General features: G+C 29.5%; 18 protein-coding genes. 12 read left to right on the top strand and 6 right to left on the bottom strand.

Annotation, left to right across the window (positions count from 1 at the left end):
- Nucleotides 1–17 precede the first annotated feature (17 nt).
- On the bottom strand, nucleotides 18–611 hold the full coding sequence (locus tag WAO74_RS00960) for a hypothetical protein (RefSeq protein ID WP_422158913.1): 594 nt from the start codon (nucleotides 609–611) through the stop codon (nucleotides 18–20).
- A gap of 309 nt (nucleotides 612–920) precedes the next feature.
- Here WAO74_RS00960 and WAO74_RS00955 point away from each other — a divergent pair, with 309 nt between their 5' ends.
- A complete protein-coding gene (locus WAO74_RS00955) occupies nucleotides 921–1,793 on the top strand; it encodes an AraC family transcriptional regulator (RefSeq protein WP_422158912.1) in 873 nt (290 codons plus the stop codon).
- Nucleotides 1,794–1,795: 2 nt separating this feature from the next.
- Nucleotides 1,796–1,981, top strand: coding sequence for a hypothetical protein (locus WAO74_RS00950; protein ID WP_422158910.1), 186 nt, complete (start codon nucleotides 1,796–1,798; stop codon nucleotides 1,979–1,981).
- A gap of 4 nt (nucleotides 1,982–1,985) precedes the next feature.
- On the opposite strand, the gene WAO74_RS00945 is transcribed toward WAO74_RS00950, so the two are convergent.
- The 3 genes from WAO74_RS00945 to WAO74_RS00935 form a co-directional block, all read right to left on the bottom strand.
- Nucleotides 1,986–2,645, bottom strand: coding sequence for an HD domain-containing protein (locus WAO74_RS00945; RefSeq protein WP_422158908.1), 660 nt, complete (start codon nucleotides 2,643–2,645; stop codon nucleotides 1,986–1,988).
- Between the two features lies 1 nt (nucleotide 2,646).
- A complete protein-coding gene (locus WAO74_RS00940; protein WP_422158907.1) occupies nucleotides 2,647–2,886 on the bottom strand; it encodes a hypothetical protein in 240 nt (79 codons plus the stop codon).
- Nucleotides 2,887–3,048: 162 nt separating this feature from the next.
- Nucleotides 3,049–3,459, bottom strand: coding sequence for a BrxA/BrxB family bacilliredoxin (locus WAO74_RS00935; protein WP_422158906.1), 411 nt, complete (start codon nucleotides 3,457–3,459; stop codon nucleotides 3,049–3,051).
- Nucleotides 3,460–3,617: 158 nt separating this feature from the next.
- On the opposite strand from WAO74_RS00935, the gene WAO74_RS00930 reads away from it, so the two are divergent.
- The 8 genes from WAO74_RS00930 (at nucleotide 3,618) to WAO74_RS00895 (ending at nucleotide 14,469) form a co-directional block, all read left to right on the top strand.
- The gene (locus tag WAO74_RS00930) at nucleotides 3,618–4,382 is read left to right on the top strand and encodes a TerB family tellurite resistance protein (protein ID WP_422158905.1); all 765 of its coding nucleotides are present in this window, start codon (nucleotides 3,618–3,620) and stop codon (nucleotides 4,380–4,382) included.
- A 158-nt stretch (nucleotides 4,383–4,540) separates the two neighbouring features.
- On the top strand, nucleotides 4,541–8,014 hold the full coding sequence (gene ileS, locus WAO74_RS00925; RefSeq protein WP_422158904.1) for an isoleucine--tRNA ligase: 3,474 nt from the start codon (nucleotides 4,541–4,543) through the stop codon (nucleotides 8,012–8,014).
- Between the two features lie 4 nt (nucleotides 8,015–8,018).
- Nucleotides 8,019–8,396, top strand: coding sequence for a TraR/DksA family transcriptional regulator (locus WAO74_RS00920; protein ID WP_422158903.1), 378 nt, complete (start codon nucleotides 8,019–8,021; stop codon nucleotides 8,394–8,396).
- A 46-nt stretch (nucleotides 8,397–8,442) separates the two neighbouring features.
- Complete coding sequence (locus WAO74_RS00915) at nucleotides 8,443–9,087, top strand: hypothetical protein (protein ID WP_422158902.1); 645 nt, start codon at nucleotides 8,443–8,445, stop codon at nucleotides 9,085–9,087.
- A gap of 42 nt (nucleotides 9,088–9,129) precedes the next feature.
- The gene (locus tag WAO74_RS00910) at nucleotides 9,130–9,765 is read left to right on the top strand and encodes a lipoprotein signal peptidase (RefSeq protein WP_422158901.1); all 636 of its coding nucleotides are present in this window, start codon (nucleotides 9,130–9,132) and stop codon (nucleotides 9,763–9,765) included.
- Nucleotides 9,766–9,965: 200 nt separating this feature from the next.
- The gene (locus WAO74_RS00905) at nucleotides 9,966–10,445 is read left to right on the top strand and encodes a DUF4230 domain-containing protein (protein WP_422158899.1); all 480 of its coding nucleotides are present in this window, start codon (nucleotides 9,966–9,968) and stop codon (nucleotides 10,443–10,445) included.
- Nucleotides 10,446–10,475: 30 nt separating this feature from the next.
- Nucleotides 10,476–12,281 carry an excinuclease ABC subunit UvrC gene (gene uvrC / locus WAO74_RS00900; RefSeq protein ID WP_422158897.1) on the top strand — a complete coding sequence of 602 codons (1,806 nt, stop codon included), beginning with the start codon at nucleotides 10,476–10,478 and terminating at the stop codon, nucleotides 12,279–12,281.
- Nucleotides 12,271–14,469 (top strand): patatin-like phospholipase family protein, encoded by a 2,199-nt coding sequence (locus tag WAO74_RS00895; RefSeq protein WP_422158895.1) that lies wholly within the window; start codon nucleotides 12,271–12,273, stop codon nucleotides 14,467–14,469. The genes uvrC and WAO74_RS00895 overlap by 11 nt, the downstream gene beginning before the upstream one ends.
- A gap of 22 nt (nucleotides 14,470–14,491) precedes the next feature.
- On the opposite strand, the gene WAO74_RS00890 is transcribed toward WAO74_RS00895, so the two are convergent.
- Nucleotides 14,492–16,744 (bottom strand): inorganic phosphate transporter, encoded by a 2,253-nt coding sequence (locus WAO74_RS00890; protein WP_422158893.1) that lies wholly within the window; start codon nucleotides 16,742–16,744, stop codon nucleotides 14,492–14,494.
- Nucleotides 16,745–17,010: 266 nt separating this feature from the next.
- On the opposite strand from WAO74_RS00890, the gene WAO74_RS00885 reads away from it, so the two are divergent.
- The gene (locus WAO74_RS00885) at nucleotides 17,011–19,815 is read left to right on the top strand and encodes a TonB-dependent receptor domain-containing protein (protein ID WP_422158892.1); all 2,805 of its coding nucleotides are present in this window, start codon (nucleotides 17,011–17,013) and stop codon (nucleotides 19,813–19,815) included.
- A 33-nt stretch (nucleotides 19,816–19,848) separates the two neighbouring features.
- On the top strand, nucleotides 19,849–21,066 hold the full coding sequence (locus WAO74_RS00880; RefSeq protein WP_422158890.1) for a multidrug transporter: 1,218 nt from the start codon (nucleotides 19,849–19,851) through the stop codon (nucleotides 21,064–21,066).
- 66 nt (nucleotides 21,067–21,132) lie between these two features.
- On the opposite strand, the gene WAO74_RS00875 is transcribed toward WAO74_RS00880, so the two are convergent.
- Entirely contained in the window at nucleotides 21,133–21,558 is a 426-nt protein-coding gene (locus WAO74_RS00875) for a cation transporter (protein WP_422158888.1), read from the bottom strand.
- Nucleotides 21,559–21,639 lie beyond the last annotated feature (81 nt).

The raw sequence follows: 21,639 nt of genomic DNA, 5'->3' as shown, positions 1-21,639 counted from the left end.
AACTAATAAACCAATCATTAAATTTTAAAATTGTGGATGTAACTTTTATCATTACTATATAAAACAACTCGATAATCTCCTTTTAGTTCTTTATTCAATTTGTAAACTCTATTTAAAATAGTATCACCTGTAACAGTTTCTGAATAAATAAGATCATTGTTATAATATAAGCTTACCATTAAAGGTTCTTTGTCAAAAGAAATTTTAGAAATCAATATTAAATTTTCTTCATTTCTTACAATTGGTTTAAAAATTACTTTCTCAGAATCTTCAGAATACATTACTTGATTGTCATCAATTAAAAAAGATTCTACTATAATTTCAAAATCTTTATGAAGTTCGATGGAATACTTTCCATTTTCTAAAGAAGATAAATCAAAGATTTTTGAAAAATCTCCTTTTTGAGAAATTTGTTCAGAATGAAGCTCAACATTTTCTTCATTTCTAATAACTAACTTGTCTCCTAGTTTTACATCTTTAAATTCAACTTTTACTTTTTTAGCGTCTAAAACACTAACAGCGTTGTTAAAATTAATTTCACTTTTTGCATAGCCTATCAATGTTATGAACATGAATGCTATTACCAATATTTTGCTTTTAATTGTTTTCATAATTTTATAATTATTTTGTAGGGTTATAAATCGCTTTAATTACTTTGGCAGCAATAACCAACTGAAATATAAACAGGGTTACAAAAAATGCCATTACTGATATAAATAAAATACTGTTTTGATTAACCATCATTTTTTTTGTGCAAATTTACGGCACAAGTATAGTTTTGAAAACAACAGAATTGGTACATTTATATTCTAAATTAACTTTTAAAATTATGGTAAAACCATAAACAGTTAAAATAGAACACAAAAATGGTAATCTTATATACATTATCTGTTTTTTGTGTTGTACTTTTGTATTATATTATGATACAGAAAAAACCAACACTCGAAAAAATTACACCCAACTTTGGGAGTTCTTTATTGGTGAAAAAACATGTAGAATTTTTAAAGACCAATACGCCTTTTTGGCATTTTCATCCAGAAATAGAATTGGTTTACGTAAATAAAGGAAAAGGAAAAAGACATATAGGGAATCATATCAGCTATTTTAACAATAGTCAATTAGTACTTATTGGCTCTAATTTGCCACATATTGGTTATTTAGATCGTTTAACAACCAATGGTTCAGAGACTTTAATTCAATTTATGCCCGATTTTCTTGGCAAAGATTTTTTTAAAATTCCAGAAATGGCAGCTGTTGATTCACTTTTCGAACGTGCAAAAAAAGGAATTCGCTTCAACATAGAAATTAAACAAAGAATAGGTGCTAAAATTGAAAAGTTAGTAGAGCTTGATGGTGCAGAAAGAATTACTTCTTTTATTGAAATTTTAAATGATTTGGCAACCACAGAAGATTATACACTTTTAAACGCCAATGGTTTTGCTTTTGAAAGTTCGCATCAAGACAGTAATAAGATCGAAGTTGTCTATAAACATATAAATGATAACTTTAAAGAACACATTAGTTTAGACGAAGTCTCTGAATTGGTAAGTATGACAGTGCCTGCTTTTTGTAGGTATTTTAAAAAATCTACAGGAAAAACGTTTACAAAGCTAGTGAACGAGTACAGAGTTGTGCATGCAACAAAACTATTAGCAGAAAGTAATATGAATATTACAGATATAAGTTTTGACTGCGGTTTTAATAACTTTTCTCATTTTAATAAGTTATTTAAAGAATTTACAGGTAAAAGTGCCTCAAAATATAGAAGTGAAATGAAAGATTTAATACAATAAATATGGAACTGATAGCAGAAAATAAAATTGAAAAAGCTTTAGAATATTACAATTATAAAAGCAAACAAATTAGAGACTTTGTAAACTCTAGCAAAGATTTAACTGTAGAACAGATTATAGATTTTGGCGAAGAATTAGCAGTTCTAGAATATAAAATTACAGCTTTAGAAGTAGCAAACGAAAATTAGTTTTTTAACTAATTCCATTCCATTCATCATAAAATTGTTTTAGATAGTTTTGCATAAATTGATGTCTATTTTCTGCAATTTTTTTGCCAGAATCAGTATTCATTGCATCTTTTAGCAACAACAGTTTTTCATAAAAATGATTAATGGTTGGCGCATCAGAATTTTTATACTCTTCTTTTGTCATATTTAAATTGGGGATAATTTCAGGATTGTACAAAGCCCTATTTTTAAAACCACCATAATTAAAACATCTTGCAATACCAATTGCACCAATTGCATCTAGCCTATCTGCATCTTGCACCACTTCTAATTCTTTAGATGTAAATTGTTTTTTAGAACTCTCTAAACTATTTTTAAAAGAAAGGTATTTAATAATATTTACGACATGTTTCCCAATTTCTTTTGGTACTTTTTGTTGAATTAAAAAATTTCTTGCTTTTCTAGGGCCAATTTTTTCATCACCATTATTAAATTTTGGGTCTGCAATATCGTGCAGCAAAGCAGCTAAAGAAACTACAAAAACATCTACTTTTTCTTCTTTGGCAATTAATAAAGTATTTCTAAAAACACGCTCTATATGAAACCAATCATGGCCACCTTCAGCATCTTTTAACTCTTCTTTTACAAAATTGATAGTATTTTGAATAATTTGTTCTTTGTCCATTTTATTTTCTTAATGCCAATTCCTTTTTTATTTTTTTCATTTCAAAAAGCATTACAAATTCCATAGGAATAAAAAATAAAGGCAAAAAGGTTTGAAAAGAAATGCCATTTTCTATGGTTGAAAAAATAGCTAATAAAATCATTAAGAAAATTACAAACCCTTGAATAATAGCAATATTTTTTTGAGTTTTAAACTTCTTTAAAAGTTCTTCTTTGGTATAAGTTTTTAAAACGGATGACATAAATTCATTTTTTACTAAAATACAAATTCCACGCAAAAACGTGGAATTTTATTTTTTTTTGAATAAAAATGTGAAAACTCACAAGTACTATTGCATTTCATTACATGTTTATAAAAGCTAATCAAAAAGTCCTTTCCTTTAGAAAGGATTTAGGATAGGCTTTTAACAATGCTCATCATAAGCAGCAGCTAAATTTTGTGCAATCATTTGTGCAGATCTTCCTTCTATATGATGTCTTTCTAACATATGCACCAAATTACCATCTTTAAATAAGGCAATTGCTGGTGATGATGGAGGAAAAGGAATCATAAATTCTCTTGCTTTTTGAGTAGATTCTTTTTCTACTCCAGCAAAAACTGTTGTTAAGTTTGTTGGTGTTTTTTCTGCACCTAAAGAAGCAATTGCTCCAGGTCTTGCAGTTCCAGCTGCACAACCACAAACTGAGTTTACCATTACCAAAGTTGTTCCTTTTTTAGAAAGTGCGCTTTCCACGTCTTCACTTGTATATAATGCTTTAAAACCTGCGTTTATTAACTCATCACGCATTGGTTTTACTAATTCTTCTGGATACATAATCATTTTAATTTAAGTTGCAAATATAACTATAAAAGCAATAAAATTCAAGTCGAAAATAAATTGTTATGTTATAGATTCATCAATAAAATTGATATAATAAAAAAGCCTCAAAATGCTGATGTTTACTTATATTTGAAGCTAAATTTATACATTTTATGAGTGGTTTTTCGAAATGGTTAGGTGCAGGTTTGGGTTTTACTTTAGGAGGTCCAATAGGCGCTGCACTTGGTTTTGCTCTTGGTAGTTTTGTAGATGGTTTTACAGTTGATGAGTTTAAACAAGAACAAATAGATTATAATAAAGAAAGGCAACCAAAAGGAGGTTTTAGAAGAAAGGATACACAATCTGGAGATTTTGAAATGAGCTTGCTGGTTTTGGCTTCGATAGTTATAAAATCTGATGGAAAAGTAGATCAACGAGAATTAGATTATGTGCGCTCTCAGTTTTTAAACATGTATGGAAAACAAAGAGCAAATAACGCTTTTAAACTTTTTAAAGGCATTGTAAAAAAAGAAATTTCTGCACGTCAAGTTTGTATTCAAATTAGAGAACACATGTCTCATGCTTCTCGTTTACAATTAGTTCATTTTTTGTTTGGTATTGCAAAAGCAGATGAATTTGTATCAGAAAAAGAGGTTGAAGAAATTAGAAAAATTGCAGGATATTTATACATCAATCAAAACGATTATGAGTCTATAAAAGCGATGTTTTACGATGAATCTGGAAATGCTTATAAAATTTTAGAAATCGAAAAAGAAGCATCAAATGATGAAATAAAATCCGCTTACAGAAGAATGGTGAAAAAATATCATCCAGATAAACTACAAGATTTGGGCGAAGAACATTTACAAGGTGCAAAAGAAAAGTTTCAAAGCATACAAGATGCTTATGAAAAAATTAAAAATGAAAGGGGTTTGTAATATTAAGTAACAAAGCTTTAGAGTAACAAAGTTGCAAAGTTATATTCTTTTAAACTTTGCAACTTTGTAGCTTTTTTCACTTTGTAACTTATTCATAAACAAACTCAAAATTTCCAAGAAAATCCTTAATTTCGCAACCTTATCAGAAAAGAGATAAAATGAAAGCGAAATTTCCTGAATATAAAGGACTTGACTTACCAAATGTAGCAGAAGAAATTCTAAATTATTGGCAAGAAAACAACATCTTCGAAAAAAGTGTAACTTCTAGAGAAGGCGCAGAACCATACATTTTTTTTGAAGGACCTCCTTCTGCAAACGGATTACCAGGAGTTCATCATGTTTTAGCGAGAGCTATTAAAGATATTTTTCCACGTTATAAAACCATGAAAGGTTTTCAAGTGAAAAGAAAAGCTGGCTGGGATACACATGGTTTGCCAATAGAATTAGGTGTTGAGAAAGAATTAGGAATTACCAAAGAAGATATTGGCGTAAAAATTTCTGTAGAAGATTACAATGCAGCTTGTAGAAAAGCTGTGATGCGTTACACTGATATTTGGAACGATTTAACTCAAAAAATGGGATATTGGGTAGATATGGAAGATCCATATATTACCTATGAACCAAAATATATGGAATCTGTTTGGTGGTTACTAAAACAGATTTATAACAAAGAATTAATTTATAAAGGCTATACAATTCAGCCATATTCTCCAAAAGCAGGAACTGGTTTAAGTTCTCACGAATTGAATCAACCAGGAACGTATCAAGATGTTACTGATACAACCGTTGTTGCGCAATTTAAAGCGATAAACAATACACTTCCAGATTTCTTACAAAATTTAGGTGATGTTCATTTTATAGCTTGGACAACAACACCTTGGACTCTGCCAAGTAATACAGCCTTAACTGTTGGGCCAAAAATTGACTATGTTTTAGTAGATACTTTTAATCAATATACATTTGAACCTGTAAAAGTTATTTTAGCTAAAAACTTAGTTGGAAAACAGTTTGGAGGAAAAAATGCTTTTCAAGTTGAAACTTTAGAAGAATTAAAAGCTTATAATACTGGAGATAAAAAAATTCCTTTTTACGTTGTAAAAGAATTTATTGGTAAAGATTTAGTAAATATTAAATACGAACAACTTTTAGATTTTAATTTAGATTTTGAAAATAAGCAAAACGCATTTAGAGTAATTGCAGGTGATTTTGTAACCACTGAGGATGGAACAGGAATTGTGCATACAGCTCCCACTTTTGGTGCAGATGATGCTTTGGTTGCAAAACAAGCAAGCCCCGAAATTCCGCCTTTATTGGTAAAAGATGAAAATGATAATTTAGTTCCTTTGGTAGATTTACAGGGTAAATTTAGAAAAGAAATTAAAGATGCTATTTACGGTTTTGCAAGTGAATATGTAAAATCTGAATATTTAAATGAAGGTGATGAAGAGGTTGAATTGAAAGTGCAACAAGAAAAATTAAAAGACGTTTTAAAAAATCAAGATAAATATTTATCTGTTGATGAAAGACTTGGTCTTAAATTAAAGAATGAAAACAAGGCTTTTAAAGTCGAAAAATACAAGCACAGTTATCCAAATTGTTGGAGAACAGACAAACCTATTTTATATTATCCATTAGATTCTTGGTTCATTAAAATTACGGATGTAAAAGATAGAATGCACGAGTTGAACAAAACCATTAATTGGAAACCTGAATCTACAGGAACTGGACGTTTTGGGAATTGGTTGGCAAATGCAAACGACTGGAATTTATCTCGTTCACGTTATTGGGGAATTCCACTACCAATTTGGCGAACAGAAGATGGTAAAGAAGAAATCTGTATTGGTTCTGTAGAAGAATTGAAAGCAGAAATGAAGAAATCTGTGGATGCAGGAGTTATGAATCAGGATATTTTTGAAGATTTTGAGATCGGAAATATGTCTGATGAAAACTATGCCAAAATAGATTTGCATAAAAACATTGTCGATGAAATTATCCTAGTTTCATCCGAAGGAAAACCTATGAAACGCGAAAGCGATTTAATTGATGTTTGGTTCGATTCTGGCTCAATGCCTTATGCTCAGTGGCATTATCCTTTTCAGAATAAAGAATTAGTAGATACAACTTGGCGAAAAGCAGATTTTATTGCAGAAGGTGTAGATCAAACACGTGGTTGGTTTTATACATTACATGCAATTGCAACCATGATTTTTGATGATGTTGCCTATAAAAATGTAGTTTCAAACGGATTGGTTTTAGATAAAAACGGACATAAAATGTCTAAACGTTTAGGAAATGCAGCAGATCCTTTTACAACTTTAGGAACTTATGGAGCAGATGCAACAAGATGGTATATGATTTCCAATGCAAATCCTTGGGACAATTTAAAGTTCGATTTAGAAGGAATAGAAGAAGTAAAACGTAAGTTTTTTGGTACACTTTATAACACGTATTCATTCTTTAGTTTATATACAAATATTGATGGTTTTGCATACAAAGAATTAGATATTGCTTTAAAAGAAAGACCAGAATTAGACAGATGGATTTTATCTGAATTGCACACCCTAATTGAAAATGTAGATAAATTCTATGCAGATTACGAACCAACAAAAGCTGCAAGAGCCATTTCAGATTTTACGCAAGAATATTTAAGTAATTGGTATGTACGTTTAAGTAGAAGACGTTTTTGGAAAGGAACGTATGAAACCGATAAAATTTCTGCTTATCAAACTTTATACACTTGTATGAATACTGTTGCAAAATTGGCTTCACCAATTGCACCATTTTTTATGGACAAACTGTATCAAGATTTGAATTCGGTTACCAATAAAGAAACTTCAGAAAGTATTCATTTGTCAGATTTCCCTGTTTTTGACGCTTCTTTTGTTGATAAATCTTTAGAGCGTAAAATGGAAAGTGCGCAAACGATATCATCTTTAGTTTTATCATTAAGAGCAAAAGAGAAGATAAAAGTGCGTCAACCCTTGCAAAAAATTATGATTCCTGTTGATAATCAACAACAAAAGGAGGAAATTTTAGCGGTTGCAGATTTGATAAAACATGAAGTTAACATCAAAGAAATTCAGTTGATGGAAGATGCTTCAGATATTTTAATCAAACAAATTAAACCTAATTTTAAAACATTAGGACCTAAATTTGGGAAAGATATGCGTTTTATTGCTGCAGAGGTTGGTAAGTTTACACAAGAAGATATTAACAAAATAGAGAAAGTTGGCAACATTTCTCTTGAAATTAATGGAAAAAATATTACTTTGGACACCCAAGATGTAGAGATATCATCTAAAGATATTGAAGGTTGGTTAGTTGCAAATGAAGGCTCATTAACAGTGGCTTTAGATGTTACTATAACTGAAGAATTACGCAAGGAAGGAGTTGCTAGAGAATTGGTAAACAGAATTCAGAATGCACGTAAAGACTCAGGTTTAGAAGTAACAGATAAAATTAAGTTAACAGTTTTAAATTTCGAAAACTTACAACAATCAATTAAAGATAATAAAGACTACATTATGAGTGAAACATTAACCACAGAATTGGTTTTTGTAGATGAGTTATCAAATGGAACAGAGATTGAGTTTGATGCTATAAAAAGTAAAATATTAATAGAAAAAAATTAAGAACATGTCAGACGTTAAAGTAAAATATTCAGAAGCTGATTTACAAGAGTTTAAGGAAATCATCAATAAGAAAATTGCAAGAGCAAACGAAGATTTAGAGTTGTTAAAAGCAGCGTATAAAAATGATGCAGATAATGGAACAGATGATACTTCACCATCTTTTAAATCTTTTGATGAAGGCTCTGATGTTATGAATAAAGAAGCAAACGTGCAATTGGCAATTAGACAAGAAAAGTTTATTAGAGACTTAAAAAACGCTTTGTTACGTATAGAAAATAGAACCTATGGTGTTTGTAGAGTTACAGGTAAATTAATACAGAAAGAACGTCTGAAATTAGTTCCTCACGCAACTTTAAGTATTGAAGCAAAAAGAGCTCAATAATCATAAACTAAATTATTTAAAGCTTCTTTTTAAGAAGCTTTTTTTTATGAAAAAAACAGCGTTTATGGCATGTGTTTTTATATCCTTTCTGAGTTTTTCTCAGAAAAAGGTTTTGAAAAAGATTCAATCAGATTCTAAACAAATTGAGTTTTATACAGCTGGCTTAGACGATTTTGTGTTAGAAAATTCCACATCCAATTTTATAGAAATTATTTTATTTGCAGAAAATCCTTTAGAAAAACATATTATTTTTAATGATGATGAAAATGTTGCTAATATCTCTTTTCAATTTAACGAAATACCAGAAGACGAAACCGTTTTTAGAAAGTTTATAACCAAAAGATTAGAAAGAGCAAGAGCAATTATTAAAATTCCAAAGGATAAAAAAGTGATAATTTTTGGAGAAAATATTAATATCGAATCTAAAAATTACACAAATGAAATCTCCATATTTATAGAAAAAGGAATTGTAAAACTAAATGAAATACAAGCAAATACAGAAATAAAAATATATGCTGGAACTATTTTTGCAAACCTAAAAAAAACAAATATAGATGTAGTTTCCAATATTGGGAAGATTAGTGTTGATAGTATTTTATATGATAAAAAGTATCAAATTAAAAATTTAGAATTTAAAAAAGAATTGAAAATAACTTCTGTAAAAGCTAATATTTTCTTAACAACCAAATAAAGATAATATTATTGTTATTTTTGTGACTTTAAAATAAAAAAAATGTCAAAAAAGAATCTTGCAATTCTTACTATTTTAATCGCAATTATTTTAGATCAGGTAATAAAAATCTATGTAAAAACGCACTTTGTTTTAGGTGAAGAGGTTGTAGTTTTCGATTGGTTTAAAATCCATTTTGTAGAAAATAATGGAATGGCAATGGGTTTTGAATTTGGAGGAAAAGCAGGTAAACTTTTTTTAACGCTTTTTAGAGTTGTTGCTGTTGGTGCTTTAGTTTATTGGCTAATTGGTAATATAAAGCGCAAAGTACACAATGCAGTAATTATTGGTATTTCACTTATTTTTTCTGGTGCAGTTGGTAATATTATAGATTCTATTTTTTATGGAGTAATTTTTAATCACCCAGAAAATAGTATTGCTACTTTATTTCCAGAAACTACAGATGGTGAGTTGTTTTATGGGAAGGTTGTAGATATGTTTTACTTTCCAATTTGGTCAGGTAGTTTACCAGAATGGATTCCTTTTGTGGGTGGAGATTTATTTACATTCTTTCAATATATTTTTAATCCAGCAGACTCTTACATTACAATTGGTGTGGTTTTACTTTTTATTTTTAGCAAATATGCATTCCCAAAAGAAGAGCAAGAAGAGATTGAAACAAAAATAGCTGAAGAATAGCCTTTTTCTAAATATCACCATATTTTTTAGTAACTTGTGTAAAGATTAGTATTTAATTGCTATATGCACATTATATGAAGATTTCAAGATATATTCTCGTCTTTCTCGTTGGTTTTTTGATTGCTAAATTTTGGTATCAAAAAAGTGAAAATCGGCAACAAAAAGAGGAAACTAAAATAGTTGTAAATGCTATTAAAAACATGAGTAAACTTGTAGTTTCCAGTGCTAGTTTCTCGGAAATTTATAATTTTAAAGACTCTAAAAAATATTTTTACGAAACAATTTCTTTTGATAAACAAGCCATAGTTACTGTAAATGCCAATGTTGAGGTTGGTTACGATTTGTCTAAATTAGAAATTCAAATAGATTCTTTAGCAAAGAAAATTTACATCAATAAAATACCAAAAGAAGAAATTACAATTGCTCCAGACATTAAATATTTCGATTTACAACAAAGTCAGTTCAACTCTTTTTCTAAAGATGATTTAAATAAAATCAATCAAAAAAGTATCGAAAAAATTAAGCAAACAGTAGAGTTAATCAATTTGAAAAAAGAAGCAAAAACTCGTTTTTTTGAAGAGATTTCTAAAATATATCAATTATCAGCAATTTATGGCTGGCAAGTTGTAGACAATACAAACTCAAAATTTTTAAATGAATTTGATGATAGAATAGATTAATTTATCACTCTAAAAACGTATTTTCGTTCTATGTCTGCATCTCTAGAACTTCAATTACAAACCTTACCAAATCAACCTGGAGTTTATCAATATTTTGATAAAGAAGATGTAATTATTTATGTGGGCAAAGCAAAAAATTTAAAGAAAAGAGTTAATTCTTACTTTACCAAAACACACGAAAATGGTAAAACCAGAGTTTTAGTTAAAAAAATTGTTCGTATAAAACACATTGTAGTAAATACAGAAACAGATGCGCTTTTATTAGAAAATAACCTCATAAAAAAATACAAACCAAAATACAATGTTCTTTTAAAAGACGATAAAAGTTATCCTTGGCTTTGTATAAAAAAAGAACGTTTTCCAAGAATTTTTATGACTAGAAGAGTTATCAAAGATGGCTCAGAATATTTTGGACCTTATACTTCTGTACGAACAGTTAGAGTATTGTTAGATTTAATTAAGGAATTGTATCCTTTAAGAACTTGCATGTACGATTTAAGCGCCCAAAACATAAACGATGGGAAATATAAAGTTTGTTTAGAATATCATTTAAAAAATTGTAAAGGCGCTTGTGAGGGTTTGGAAACAGAAGCTAATTACAACGAATCTATTAAAGAAATTCGAAATATTGTAAAAGGTAATTTTAAAGAAAGTTTGGAGAAATTTCAAGCAATGATGCTCAGTTTTGCAGAAAAAATGGAGTTTGAAGAAGCGCAAAAAATTAAAGAAAAGTTAGATTTGTTAGGCAATTACCAATCTAAAAGTACCATTGTAAATCCGGCTATAAATAATGTGGATGTTTTTTCTATTATTTCTGATGAAACCCATGGATATGCCAATTTTTTAAAGATTTCTAATGGTTCTATAATTCAATCTCACACCACAGAAATCAAGAAAAAGTTAGATGAAACTGATAAGGAACTATTAGAACTTTTTATTGTAGAAATTAGGCAACGTTTTAATTCGCAATCTCCAGAAATATATGTGCCTTTTAAAGTTGATTTGGGGGAAAACATTAAAGTTACCATCCCGAAATTAGGTGATAAAAAACGAATTGTAGAACTCTCTGAAAGAAATGGAAAGTACTATAGAATGGAGCAATTTAAGCAGATAAAAATTGTAGATCCAGACAGACATGTAAAAAGAATTATGGCGCAAATGAAAAAAGATTTGCGTTTAAAAGAAGAACCAAGACATATAGAATGTTTCGATAATTCTAATATTCAAGGAACCAATCCTGTGGCTGCTTGTGTGGTTTTTAGAGATGGAAAACCGAGTAAAAAAGAGTACAGACATTACAATATAAAAACAGTTGAAGGTCCAGACGATTTTGCGTCTATGGAAGAGGTTGTTTACAGAAGATACAAACGTTTGCTAGAAGAAGACGAGTCTTTGCCACAATTAATTATTATAGATGGTGGAAAAGGACAGTTATCATCCGCATTAAAAAGTTTAGATATTCTTGGCTTGCGAGGCAAAATTGCCATTATTGGAATTGCAAAACGTTTAGAAGAAATTTATTATCCAGATGATCCAATTCCTTTATATTTAGATAAAAAATCTGAAACACTAAAAATTACTCAGTATTTAAGAAACGAAGCACACAGATTTGGTATTACTTTTCATAGAAATAAACGAAGTAAAAGTGCCATACAAAGTGAATTAGAACAAATACCTGATGTTGGTGCACAGACAATTACAACTTTATTGCGTAAATTTAAGTCGGCTAAACGTGTTAAAGAAGCTTCTTTAGATGATTTAAAAGAAGTAATTGGAAATGCCAGAGCTCTAAAAGTATTTGAGTATTATCATCCAGAAAAAGAAAATGAAAAATAAATTACTTTTCTTAATTTTAATAATTCCGTTGTTCATATTTGGTCAAGAAAAACAACCAAAAGTTGGTTTAGTTTTAAGTGGTGGAGGCGCAAAAGGGTTTGCACATATTGGTATTTTAAAAGAGATAGATAGTGCAGGTTTACAAATAGATTATATTGGAGGAACAAGTATGGGCGCAATAGTTGGCGGCTTATATGCCATAGGTTATTCTGGACTAGAAATCGAAAAAATTGTGATGGATACCGATTTTATGAGTCTACTTAGAGATAGGCTTTCAAGAAACGGTTCGACTTTTTTTGAAAAAGAACATGGAGAAAATACAGTGGTTACGCTTCCTGTATCTAGAGGTAGAATTGGTCTTCCAATAGCAATTTCTAAAGGGCAGAATGTTTTAAATTTATTAGCGGAATTATTGGCTCCAATTGATAATAATGCCGATTTTTCTAAATTAGAAATTCCATTTTATTGTATTGCTACAAACGTAGAAACAGGTAAAGAAGTTATTTTAGATAATGGTTTTATGCCTTTGGCTTTAAGGGCAAGTGGTTCTTTTCCAACGTTATTAAATCCTGTTTTATTAAATGATAAATTATTGGTAGATGGTGGAGTTGTAAATAATTTTCCAGTAAGCCACATGAAAAAAAAGGGTTTAGATGTAATAATTGGTGTAAATGTTCAAAGTGAGTTACATAAAAGGGAAGAACTAAACTCTGCAATTACTATTTTAAATCAAATTATTGCGTATCAAATAGCTGAAAAAACAAATTTAGAAAAAGAAGGAATAGATATTTACATTCATCCAGAAATTACAGATTATACAGTAATGGATTTCGATGATAAAAAAGATATTATAAAAATTGGTTCGCAATCAGCAAAAGAATATACCAAAGTATTTGAAGAATTGGCAAAAAAACAATTGGTAAAAAGAGAACGAAAACCTCTTAAAATTATTGATAATAAGGTTTTTATAAAAGAGATAGATATTATTGGAAGTAAAAATTATACGAGGGCTTATGTTTTGGGAAAATTAAATATAAGAGAAGCAGATAGTTTAAATAGACGAGATATTACCAAAAGAATAGAATTATTATCTGCAACAAGAAATTATGAAAGAATAGATTACAGACTAATAAAATTAAAGGATGATAAATTTAAATTGCAATTCTATTTAATAGAAACCAAAGCAGCTGCTGAGTTAAGTTTGGGTGTTCATTACGATTTGTTATATAAATCTGGAGTTCTAGCAAATTACCAAGAAAAAGATCTTTTAACAAATAATGATTTATTCAATTTAGATTTAATTTTAGGGGATAACTTAAGATATAATTTAAATTATTTTGTAGATAATGGTTTTTATTGGAGTTACGGTTTTAGCTCTAGATACAACCACTTTACTGGGAATTCTAAATTTAACTCTACTTCAGATATTCCTAGAGTAAATACAATTAATTTAAATTATACCGATTTTACAAATCAATTTTTTGTACAAACTACATTTAACAGAAAGTTTGCTTTAGGTATTGGAGCAGAGCATAAAGGATTAACAGTATCAACAGAAACGTTATCTACTTTAATAGATAATGAAACAATTTTAGATAGAAGCGATTATTTGAATGTTTTTGGTTATTTAAAATTAGACACTTACGATCATAAATATTTTGTAACGAAAGGTTTATATGCAGATTTAAGCTTTAAATGGTATTTAACTTCATCAGATTATAACAACAATTTTAAGCCTTTTGCTCAAGCAAAAGGTACAATTGGTATTGCAGAAACTATTGCAAAGAGATTTACAATTCAATTAACTAACGAAGCTGGATTCACGTTCGAAAATCCAACTTCTAATATTTTTGATTTTTATTTAGGAGGCTACAATCAAAACTTTATTAACACCTTTGTATCCTTGTATGGTTATGAATTTGCTGAACTTTCTGATAATTCTTTCCTTAAAACTGAAATAGCTCTTAGGTATAGAATAAGTAAGAAACATTATGCATCCTTTATTGCAAACTACGCACGTTTAGATGATAACGTTTTAAAAGATTTAGATTTGTTTAAAGATGTAAAATCTGGCTATGCAATTGGGTATAGTTACGATTCTTTTTTAGGGCCATTAGAACTAAAATACAGCTGGTCTCCAGACACAAATAGGGCTTCTTGGTTATTTAATTTAGGTTTTTGGTTCTAAATAAAGACCTCTAGAATTTTGGCTATAATTTTTGTTTAGTACTTAAATAAAATTCTTCGTAAGTTTCTAGTAAATTCATTAAAGCTTTCATTAAATCTTTTGTTTCTAAAAGAACACTAAAATATAATGTTGTGTTTTTCGGGCTTGTTTCGTCTGTTCTAATTCTTGAAACTTGTTTTTCTATAGATGATGACAGGTTTCTTAGCAAAGCTCTTTTTTTAATTAAAAGAAAATCTAAATCATCAAAACTTCTGGTTTTAAACACATCGCTTACATTGCTTAAAATATCTGTTAGCTCGTTATTTATTTCTTTTAAATCTTTTATTTGTGGCTTTTTTAAGTTCTTATGATTATTGTTCACATGTTTATAACTTGCTCTAGATATATAACTAATAGATTGAGCTGAGTCTTGTAAATAACCTAAAACCATAATGTAAAACTTACTTGCTTGTACAGAGGTTTCATCTAAAGATTTTATAAAATAAAATACATTATCTTTTAAATTATCTATTTCATCATTCAGTTTTTCTACATGTTTATCTGTTTTTCTTAATTTATTTAAATCGTGATTTGCCAGGTCATTAACAACATTTGTGTACAATTTATCAATTCTACTAGCAACTCCAGAAATATGGTCTGCACTCTCTTCAATTACACCATTAATTGTTATCAGTTCAGTTCTTTCAATAAATATTTTTTTCTTTATTTCTAGCGCTTTTCTTCTGTGTACAATAGAGTTCTTTGTGATTAAAAGGGCAACTAAAACTAATAAAATAGGTATAAATACCATATGTAAATTAATTAAATAGGCTACAATACCAGCAGAAACAAATGCCACTAATGCAGTTAAAAACCAACCTCCAATAACATTTAAAACTCCAGCTACTCTATAAACAGCACTTTCACGTCCCCAAGCTCTGTCTGCCAAAGAAGTACCCATTGCCACCATAAAAGTTACATAAGTTGTAGATAGTGGAAGCTTCATTGATGTTGCAATAGATATTAATACACTTGCCATAATTAGATTTATGGAAGCTCTTACCATATCAAAAGCTGGCATTTCAGAAGTTTTCTCTTTTGGAAGTTTAGCAGTAGGTTTCTCGAATTTCGAATTTATAAATACTTGTGTTTTTAAAGGAATTAAATAATTGATACCAATATTCACAAACATGGCAGAACGAACAACGATTCTAGATAAATTATTAGGTTGAAATTTCTCATGTCCTTCTCCTTGTCTAGATAAATTAATACCTGTTTCTATTACAGATTTGGCTTTAGAAGAGGTCCATAATGTTATAACCATTACCAAGCCAGCAATTAATAATAACCAGATATTCGATTTTACTTTAGAGGCCAAGCTACCCATAGAAAATAAATTAGCATCTACACCAGAAATACTCCAAACTTCATAAGAATTTAAGGCAGCTATAGGCACACCAATAAAGTTTACCAAATCATTACCAGCAAAAGCCATTGCTAGAGAAAAGGTTCCAATACCTATAATGATAACTAAAATATTTAACTTAAAATATTTGGTTATTATGTGAGATAGAATGGTCCAGATTAGAAAACTTATAGTAATAATTGTAAAAGTTTTACCCTCCATTAAGTGGGCAATACTGTCGTAAAACTCGGTGCCTTTTATTCCTTTAATTATTATAAAATAGGTGATGGCTGTAATTGCAAATCCACCAAAAAGAGAACTAATATAAGCAGGCCTTTTATTAAAATTAAAAGAGAATATTAGTCTTGAGAAATATTGCACAATGGCCCCAACTGTAAAAGCAATCACAACAGAAAGCAAAATACCTAAAATTATTTCGTTTGCAGTTTCGTAGTTTATATAATTCCAAATTGCAGAAATACTCTCTGCATCGTTTTTTGAAATTTTAATGAATGCAATTACCACAGCAGATCCTAAAAGTTCGAATACAATAGAAACTGTGGTGGATGTTGGCATTCCTAAAGAGTTAAAAATATCTAACAATAAGATATCAGTAATCATAACTGCCATAAAAATGAACATCACATCTTGAAACACAAACATACTAGGATTAAAGATGCCTTTTCTTGCAACTTCCATCATTCCACTAGATGAAATAGCTCCAAAGAAAACACCAATACTGGCAATAATCATTATATTTTTTACAGAAATGGCTTTAGAACCGATTGCTGAGTTCAAGAAATTCACAGCATCATTACTAACACCTACAACTAAATCTACAATAGCCAAAACAGCTAAAGCAACTAGCATTAAAATATATGGATCTCCCATTTTAGTTATTTAATTTTCTATAAGGCAAAGTTAAATACTACTTATATTGGTTATGTTATGTTAATGTTATGAAATTTTCATCAACCTAAAAGGGTAAATTTATCGATTTAAATCCTATTAAATATAAAATAAATGACTATTTCAAAATATTTCTAAGTTAAAACAGCTAACATTTACTTAACAAGCTTTTAACTCAAGCATAATTTACAACTAACATAGAGTTTACAAAACTAACAGACTTTTGTAGTGTAAATTTAAACTTAGTAATGAAGAAAATTTTATTTATAGTTTTTTTGGCAATTAGTCAATTAATAATTGCTCAAAGCAAAGGTACTTTAAAAGGTATTTTAACAGATAAAGAGTCTAATAACGAATCACTTCCTTTCGCAAATGTGCTAATAAAAGGAACTACAATAGGAAGCACAACAGATTTTGACGGACAATACTCAATTCAAGTTCCTGCTGGAAACCATATTGTAGTATTTAGTTTTTTAGGATACAAAACTATCGAAAAGCCATTTACTATTAAAGCAGGTGAAACAATTACAATTAATCAATTAATGTCTGCAGAAGAAGGAGTTTCTCTAGACGATATTGTAATAACAACTACAACAAGTAAAGAAACTGCAAGCGCTCTTTTACTAGAACAGAAGAAAGCAACTGTAATTAAAGAAAGTATTGGAGCAGAAGAACTTTCACAAAAAGGAGTTAGTGATGCATCTGGTGCAATATCAAAAATATCTGGTGTTTCTAGACAAGAAGGCTCAAGTAATGTATATGTTAGAGGTTTAGGAGATAGATATTTAAACACTACCATGAATGGTTTGTCTTTACCTTCTAATGATGTAAACAAAAAGAACATAGATTTAAACCTTTTTCCATCAGAAGTTATTCAAAGTGTTTCTATTAGTAAAGCGTATTCTCCAGAATTTTACGGAGATTTTGCTGCAGGTAATGTAGATATTACTTCAAAAGAATATAAAGGAGATGGATTTTTTGATGTTTCTGTTGGTACAGGAGTAAACACAAGAGCTGCAGGAAAAAACTTTAAAAAGACACAAGGTTCAGGTCATATAGGTTTTTATAGAAGATATAATCACAATCCTTTTGCTGTAGTGCTTTCTCATGGAGTAGACCCAGAAAATGGAGCAGCTCCAATTAATCTAAATATTGGTTTTAGTGGAGGTAAATCTTACGATTTTAAAGACAATTCTCGTTTAAGTTTATATGCAACAGCGTCTTTTCAAAATGGTTACGAATATAGAGAAGGGCCAGCAGTAGATTTTACAAATGTCTTTAAAGTAAGATATCCAACAGCACAAGAATTTGAGTACTCTACAGCAACAACTGTTATGGGTAACGCTTTATATAAAATAAATGATGACCATAAACTTAAGTACACTTCAATGTTTTTGAATAGTTCTTCAGATCAAGTTGGTTATTTTGGGGTGAATGGTTTAGGAGAAAATAGAGATGCCATTTTAAATACTGATGAAGGTTTTTATCAAATGAACGTTCAGTTTAATCAAGATTTAATTTTTGTAAATCAATTAACAGGTGAGCACAAATTTTATAATGATAAAAATGATGACCCAACTTTTAATTTAACTTGGGGAATTGGTTTTAACAATGTTTTTGCACACGAACCAGATAGAAAAAGATTTAGTTTAGAAAATTATCAATTCTCTTTAGACAACGATCCAAATACAAATGCGTCTTTTTACAATAACATTGTGTTTGATAATCAAAGATATTTTCAAAAGATTATCGATTCAGAATTTAATAGTAGAGTAAATTTAGAGCACAAGGTTTCAGATAAGTTCTCTTTAAATTATGGTTTTAATGGTAGAAGAAAAACAAGAGATTTCGAGAATATACGTTATGGTTACGACTTTTTAACGCCAAATGTTGCAGTTGCAGATCCAAGTAATTTAAACAGTTTAATTAATATTCAAAATTTCGGAGTTTTATATAATACAGAAGTATTTAAATCTATAGATCCTTCAAGATATGGTACTTCAAATTTTCCAGGAAGTAACGAAAACACATATTCTGGGGTATTAAATGTATTTGGTACTTCAGTTTCAGGAGTAATTAATGCAGGTGAAAAATTTACAATTGTGCCAGGTCTTAGATTAGAATCATTTAAACAAGAAATTAATTACGAGGTAATTAACATCAACCCAAATGATCCTAAATTTAGAAAAGCTGATGAACTTTTTTGGTTACCATCTTTAAATATTAAATATGCTTTAAATGATGATCAAAACTTACGTTTTACTTTTAGTAAAACAGTTTCTGTACCAGAATTTAAAGAAGTAGCACCTTTTGTTTACGAAGGAGTTACACAAAGAATTGGAGGAAATCCAGATTTATTAGATGACCCAACTTTTTCTGAGGTTTTCAATTTAGATTTAAAGTATGAGTGGTTTATCACTAGAGATGAAATCTTATCACTAAGCACATTTGGTAAGCAAATTAACAATCCTGTAAACTTAGTAATTGCAAGTGATGCAACAGGAGTTCAGCGTTATTTCAGAACTGGTGATAAAGCAACTATTCTAGGAGTTGAGCTAGAAGCAAGAAAAAACATCATTAAAAATGAAAATGATGATGTACAACTATCTGCTGGCTTCAACTTTACTTACATGCATACAGAACAAGATTTATATGCAAATGTTGTAGGAAGATCTTTTTCTACATCATTTAATAGAACTACAGACCAATTACAAGGAGCATCTCCATATTTAATAAACGCAAATATTAATTATAGTCCTACAAATTGGGAAAACTATAAACCAACTGCAACATTAGTGTTCTCTTATTTTGCTGATAGAATAGATGCTTTAGGTTCAGGACAAATTGGAAATATTGTAGAAAAATCTGTACCTACTTTAGATTTTATCTGGAGAAATAAAATAGGAGACAACTTAGAAATTAATTTGAATGCAAAAAACATTTTAGATCCAAGTATAGAAAGAGTAAGAGAAGGAACACCTTTAGGAGACATTGTTTTATCTGGTTATAAAAGAGGAAGTAACATAAGCTTAGGCTTTAACTATAAATTTTAAAAATAGAATATCAAACTAAGAACTAAATTAAAAATGAATAAATTAAACTTTAGAAAAATGAGAAATAAATTTTTATTTGCAATGACAATTGCAGCAACACTATTCGCTTCTTGTGGAGAAGATGGTACAGCAGATATCGTTATAAACGATAACAGTGTAATTAATAATAATGGTGGAGGAAACACTGGTAACCAAGGTCAAACTATTAATTTGAACGGAACTTACACATCAAGTTTAACTTTAGATGCCGCAAATACTTATGTAATTACTGGACCAACAGTTATAGAGTCTGGAGCTACTTTAACAATTCCTGCTGGAATGATAATTAAAGCTGATGCAACTGGTGCAGACGTTTATTTAGCAATTGCACAAGGAGGAAAAATAATGGCAGAAGGAACATCTTCTCAACCAATCGTTTTCACTTCAGGAGCTACAACTCCTAATGCTGGTGATTGGGGTGGTTTAATTTTATTGGGAAAAGCTCCTACTAATGTTGTTGCACAAGGAGCAACTGCAACTTCAGAAATTGGAAATTTACCTTATGGTGGCACTGCAACAGATGACAACTCTGGTATTTTACGCTTTGTAAGAGTAGAATATTCTGGAGGTAAAGCATCTGGTCAATCAGAAAATAATGGATTTTCTTTTTACGGTGTTGGAAACATGACAGTTGTAGAAAACATTCAAATGTTTGAAGGAGCAGATGATGGAGTAGAATTTTTTGGAGGTACAGTTAATGTAACTAAAGTATCTGTTGTAAATGCACAAGATGATTCAATTGACTGGACAGAAGGTTACACAGGAACTATTACTGATGCTTATGTAAAACATGGTACAAGTCATGACAAAGGTGTTGAAGCAGATGGTTACAATACAGATGTTGGTAATAACTCGAACCCAAAATATTTTTCTAAACCAACTGTTACTAACTTAACAATTATTGGTTTAGGTTCTGGAACTGGAAACGAAGCAGTTCGTTTAAGAGCTGGTACTCAGGGTATTTTTAACAATGTTTTAATTCAAGGTTTTGCAGAAGCTTTTGATTTAGATGGAGACCAAGGAGATAACCCAACAGGAGCTGGAGTTTTAAGTGGAGATTTAAAAGTAAATTCTGTTAAAGTTACAGATGTAACTTTAATTTTAAAGAATGACACTGGAAATACTTTTGCTAACTCAGCTTTCTATACTGAAGATGCAGCAGTAACAGGAACTGATTATGCAACTTGGGGTGCAGGTTGGACAAGACAATAAACTTAATTTTTATAAAACAAAAAAGCAGGCTTTAAGCCTGCTTTTTTGTTTTATAAAAATGTTTTTTTAAACTTTTTTGTCAGTACAACAAGCCATTTTACAATCTTTTTTACATTCCATTTTTTCTGCTTTCATTTCGCATTTTTCTTTACAAGCGTCAGAACAAGAATGAGCTTGCTTAGAACTTTCAGAAGCTTTGTATAATTCACCTCCTGCAATTCCATCAACAAAAGCAATTAAATCTTCTTTTGAGGTTTTGTTAGCATCGAATTCGATGTTTGCAATGCTATCAGTAAAAACAACTTTCGCATTTAAAACGCCTTCTTTTTTAGATAATTTAGATTGAATGGTTTTTGCACAACCTATTTCGCAAGTCATTCCAGAAATTGCCAAAGACACATTTTCAGTTTTAACTTCTTTTACTTCTTTTTTGCAACCTGTTAAAATAAAACAAGAAATTGCGATGGCTCCTAATATTTTTTGAATCTTCATTGTATTTAATTATTAAATTATCTTACAAATTTATTAATAATCAAGTTGATATTTAAAGTTTTATACGACTTTTACATCATA

The sequence above is a fragment of the Polaribacter sp. genome (genome assembly GCF_049276715.1).
Taxonomy (GTDB): Bacteria; Bacteroidota; Bacteroidia; order Flavobacteriales; family Flavobacteriaceae; genus Polaribacter.
This window is presented reverse-complemented; position numbering and strand designations above follow the sequence as displayed.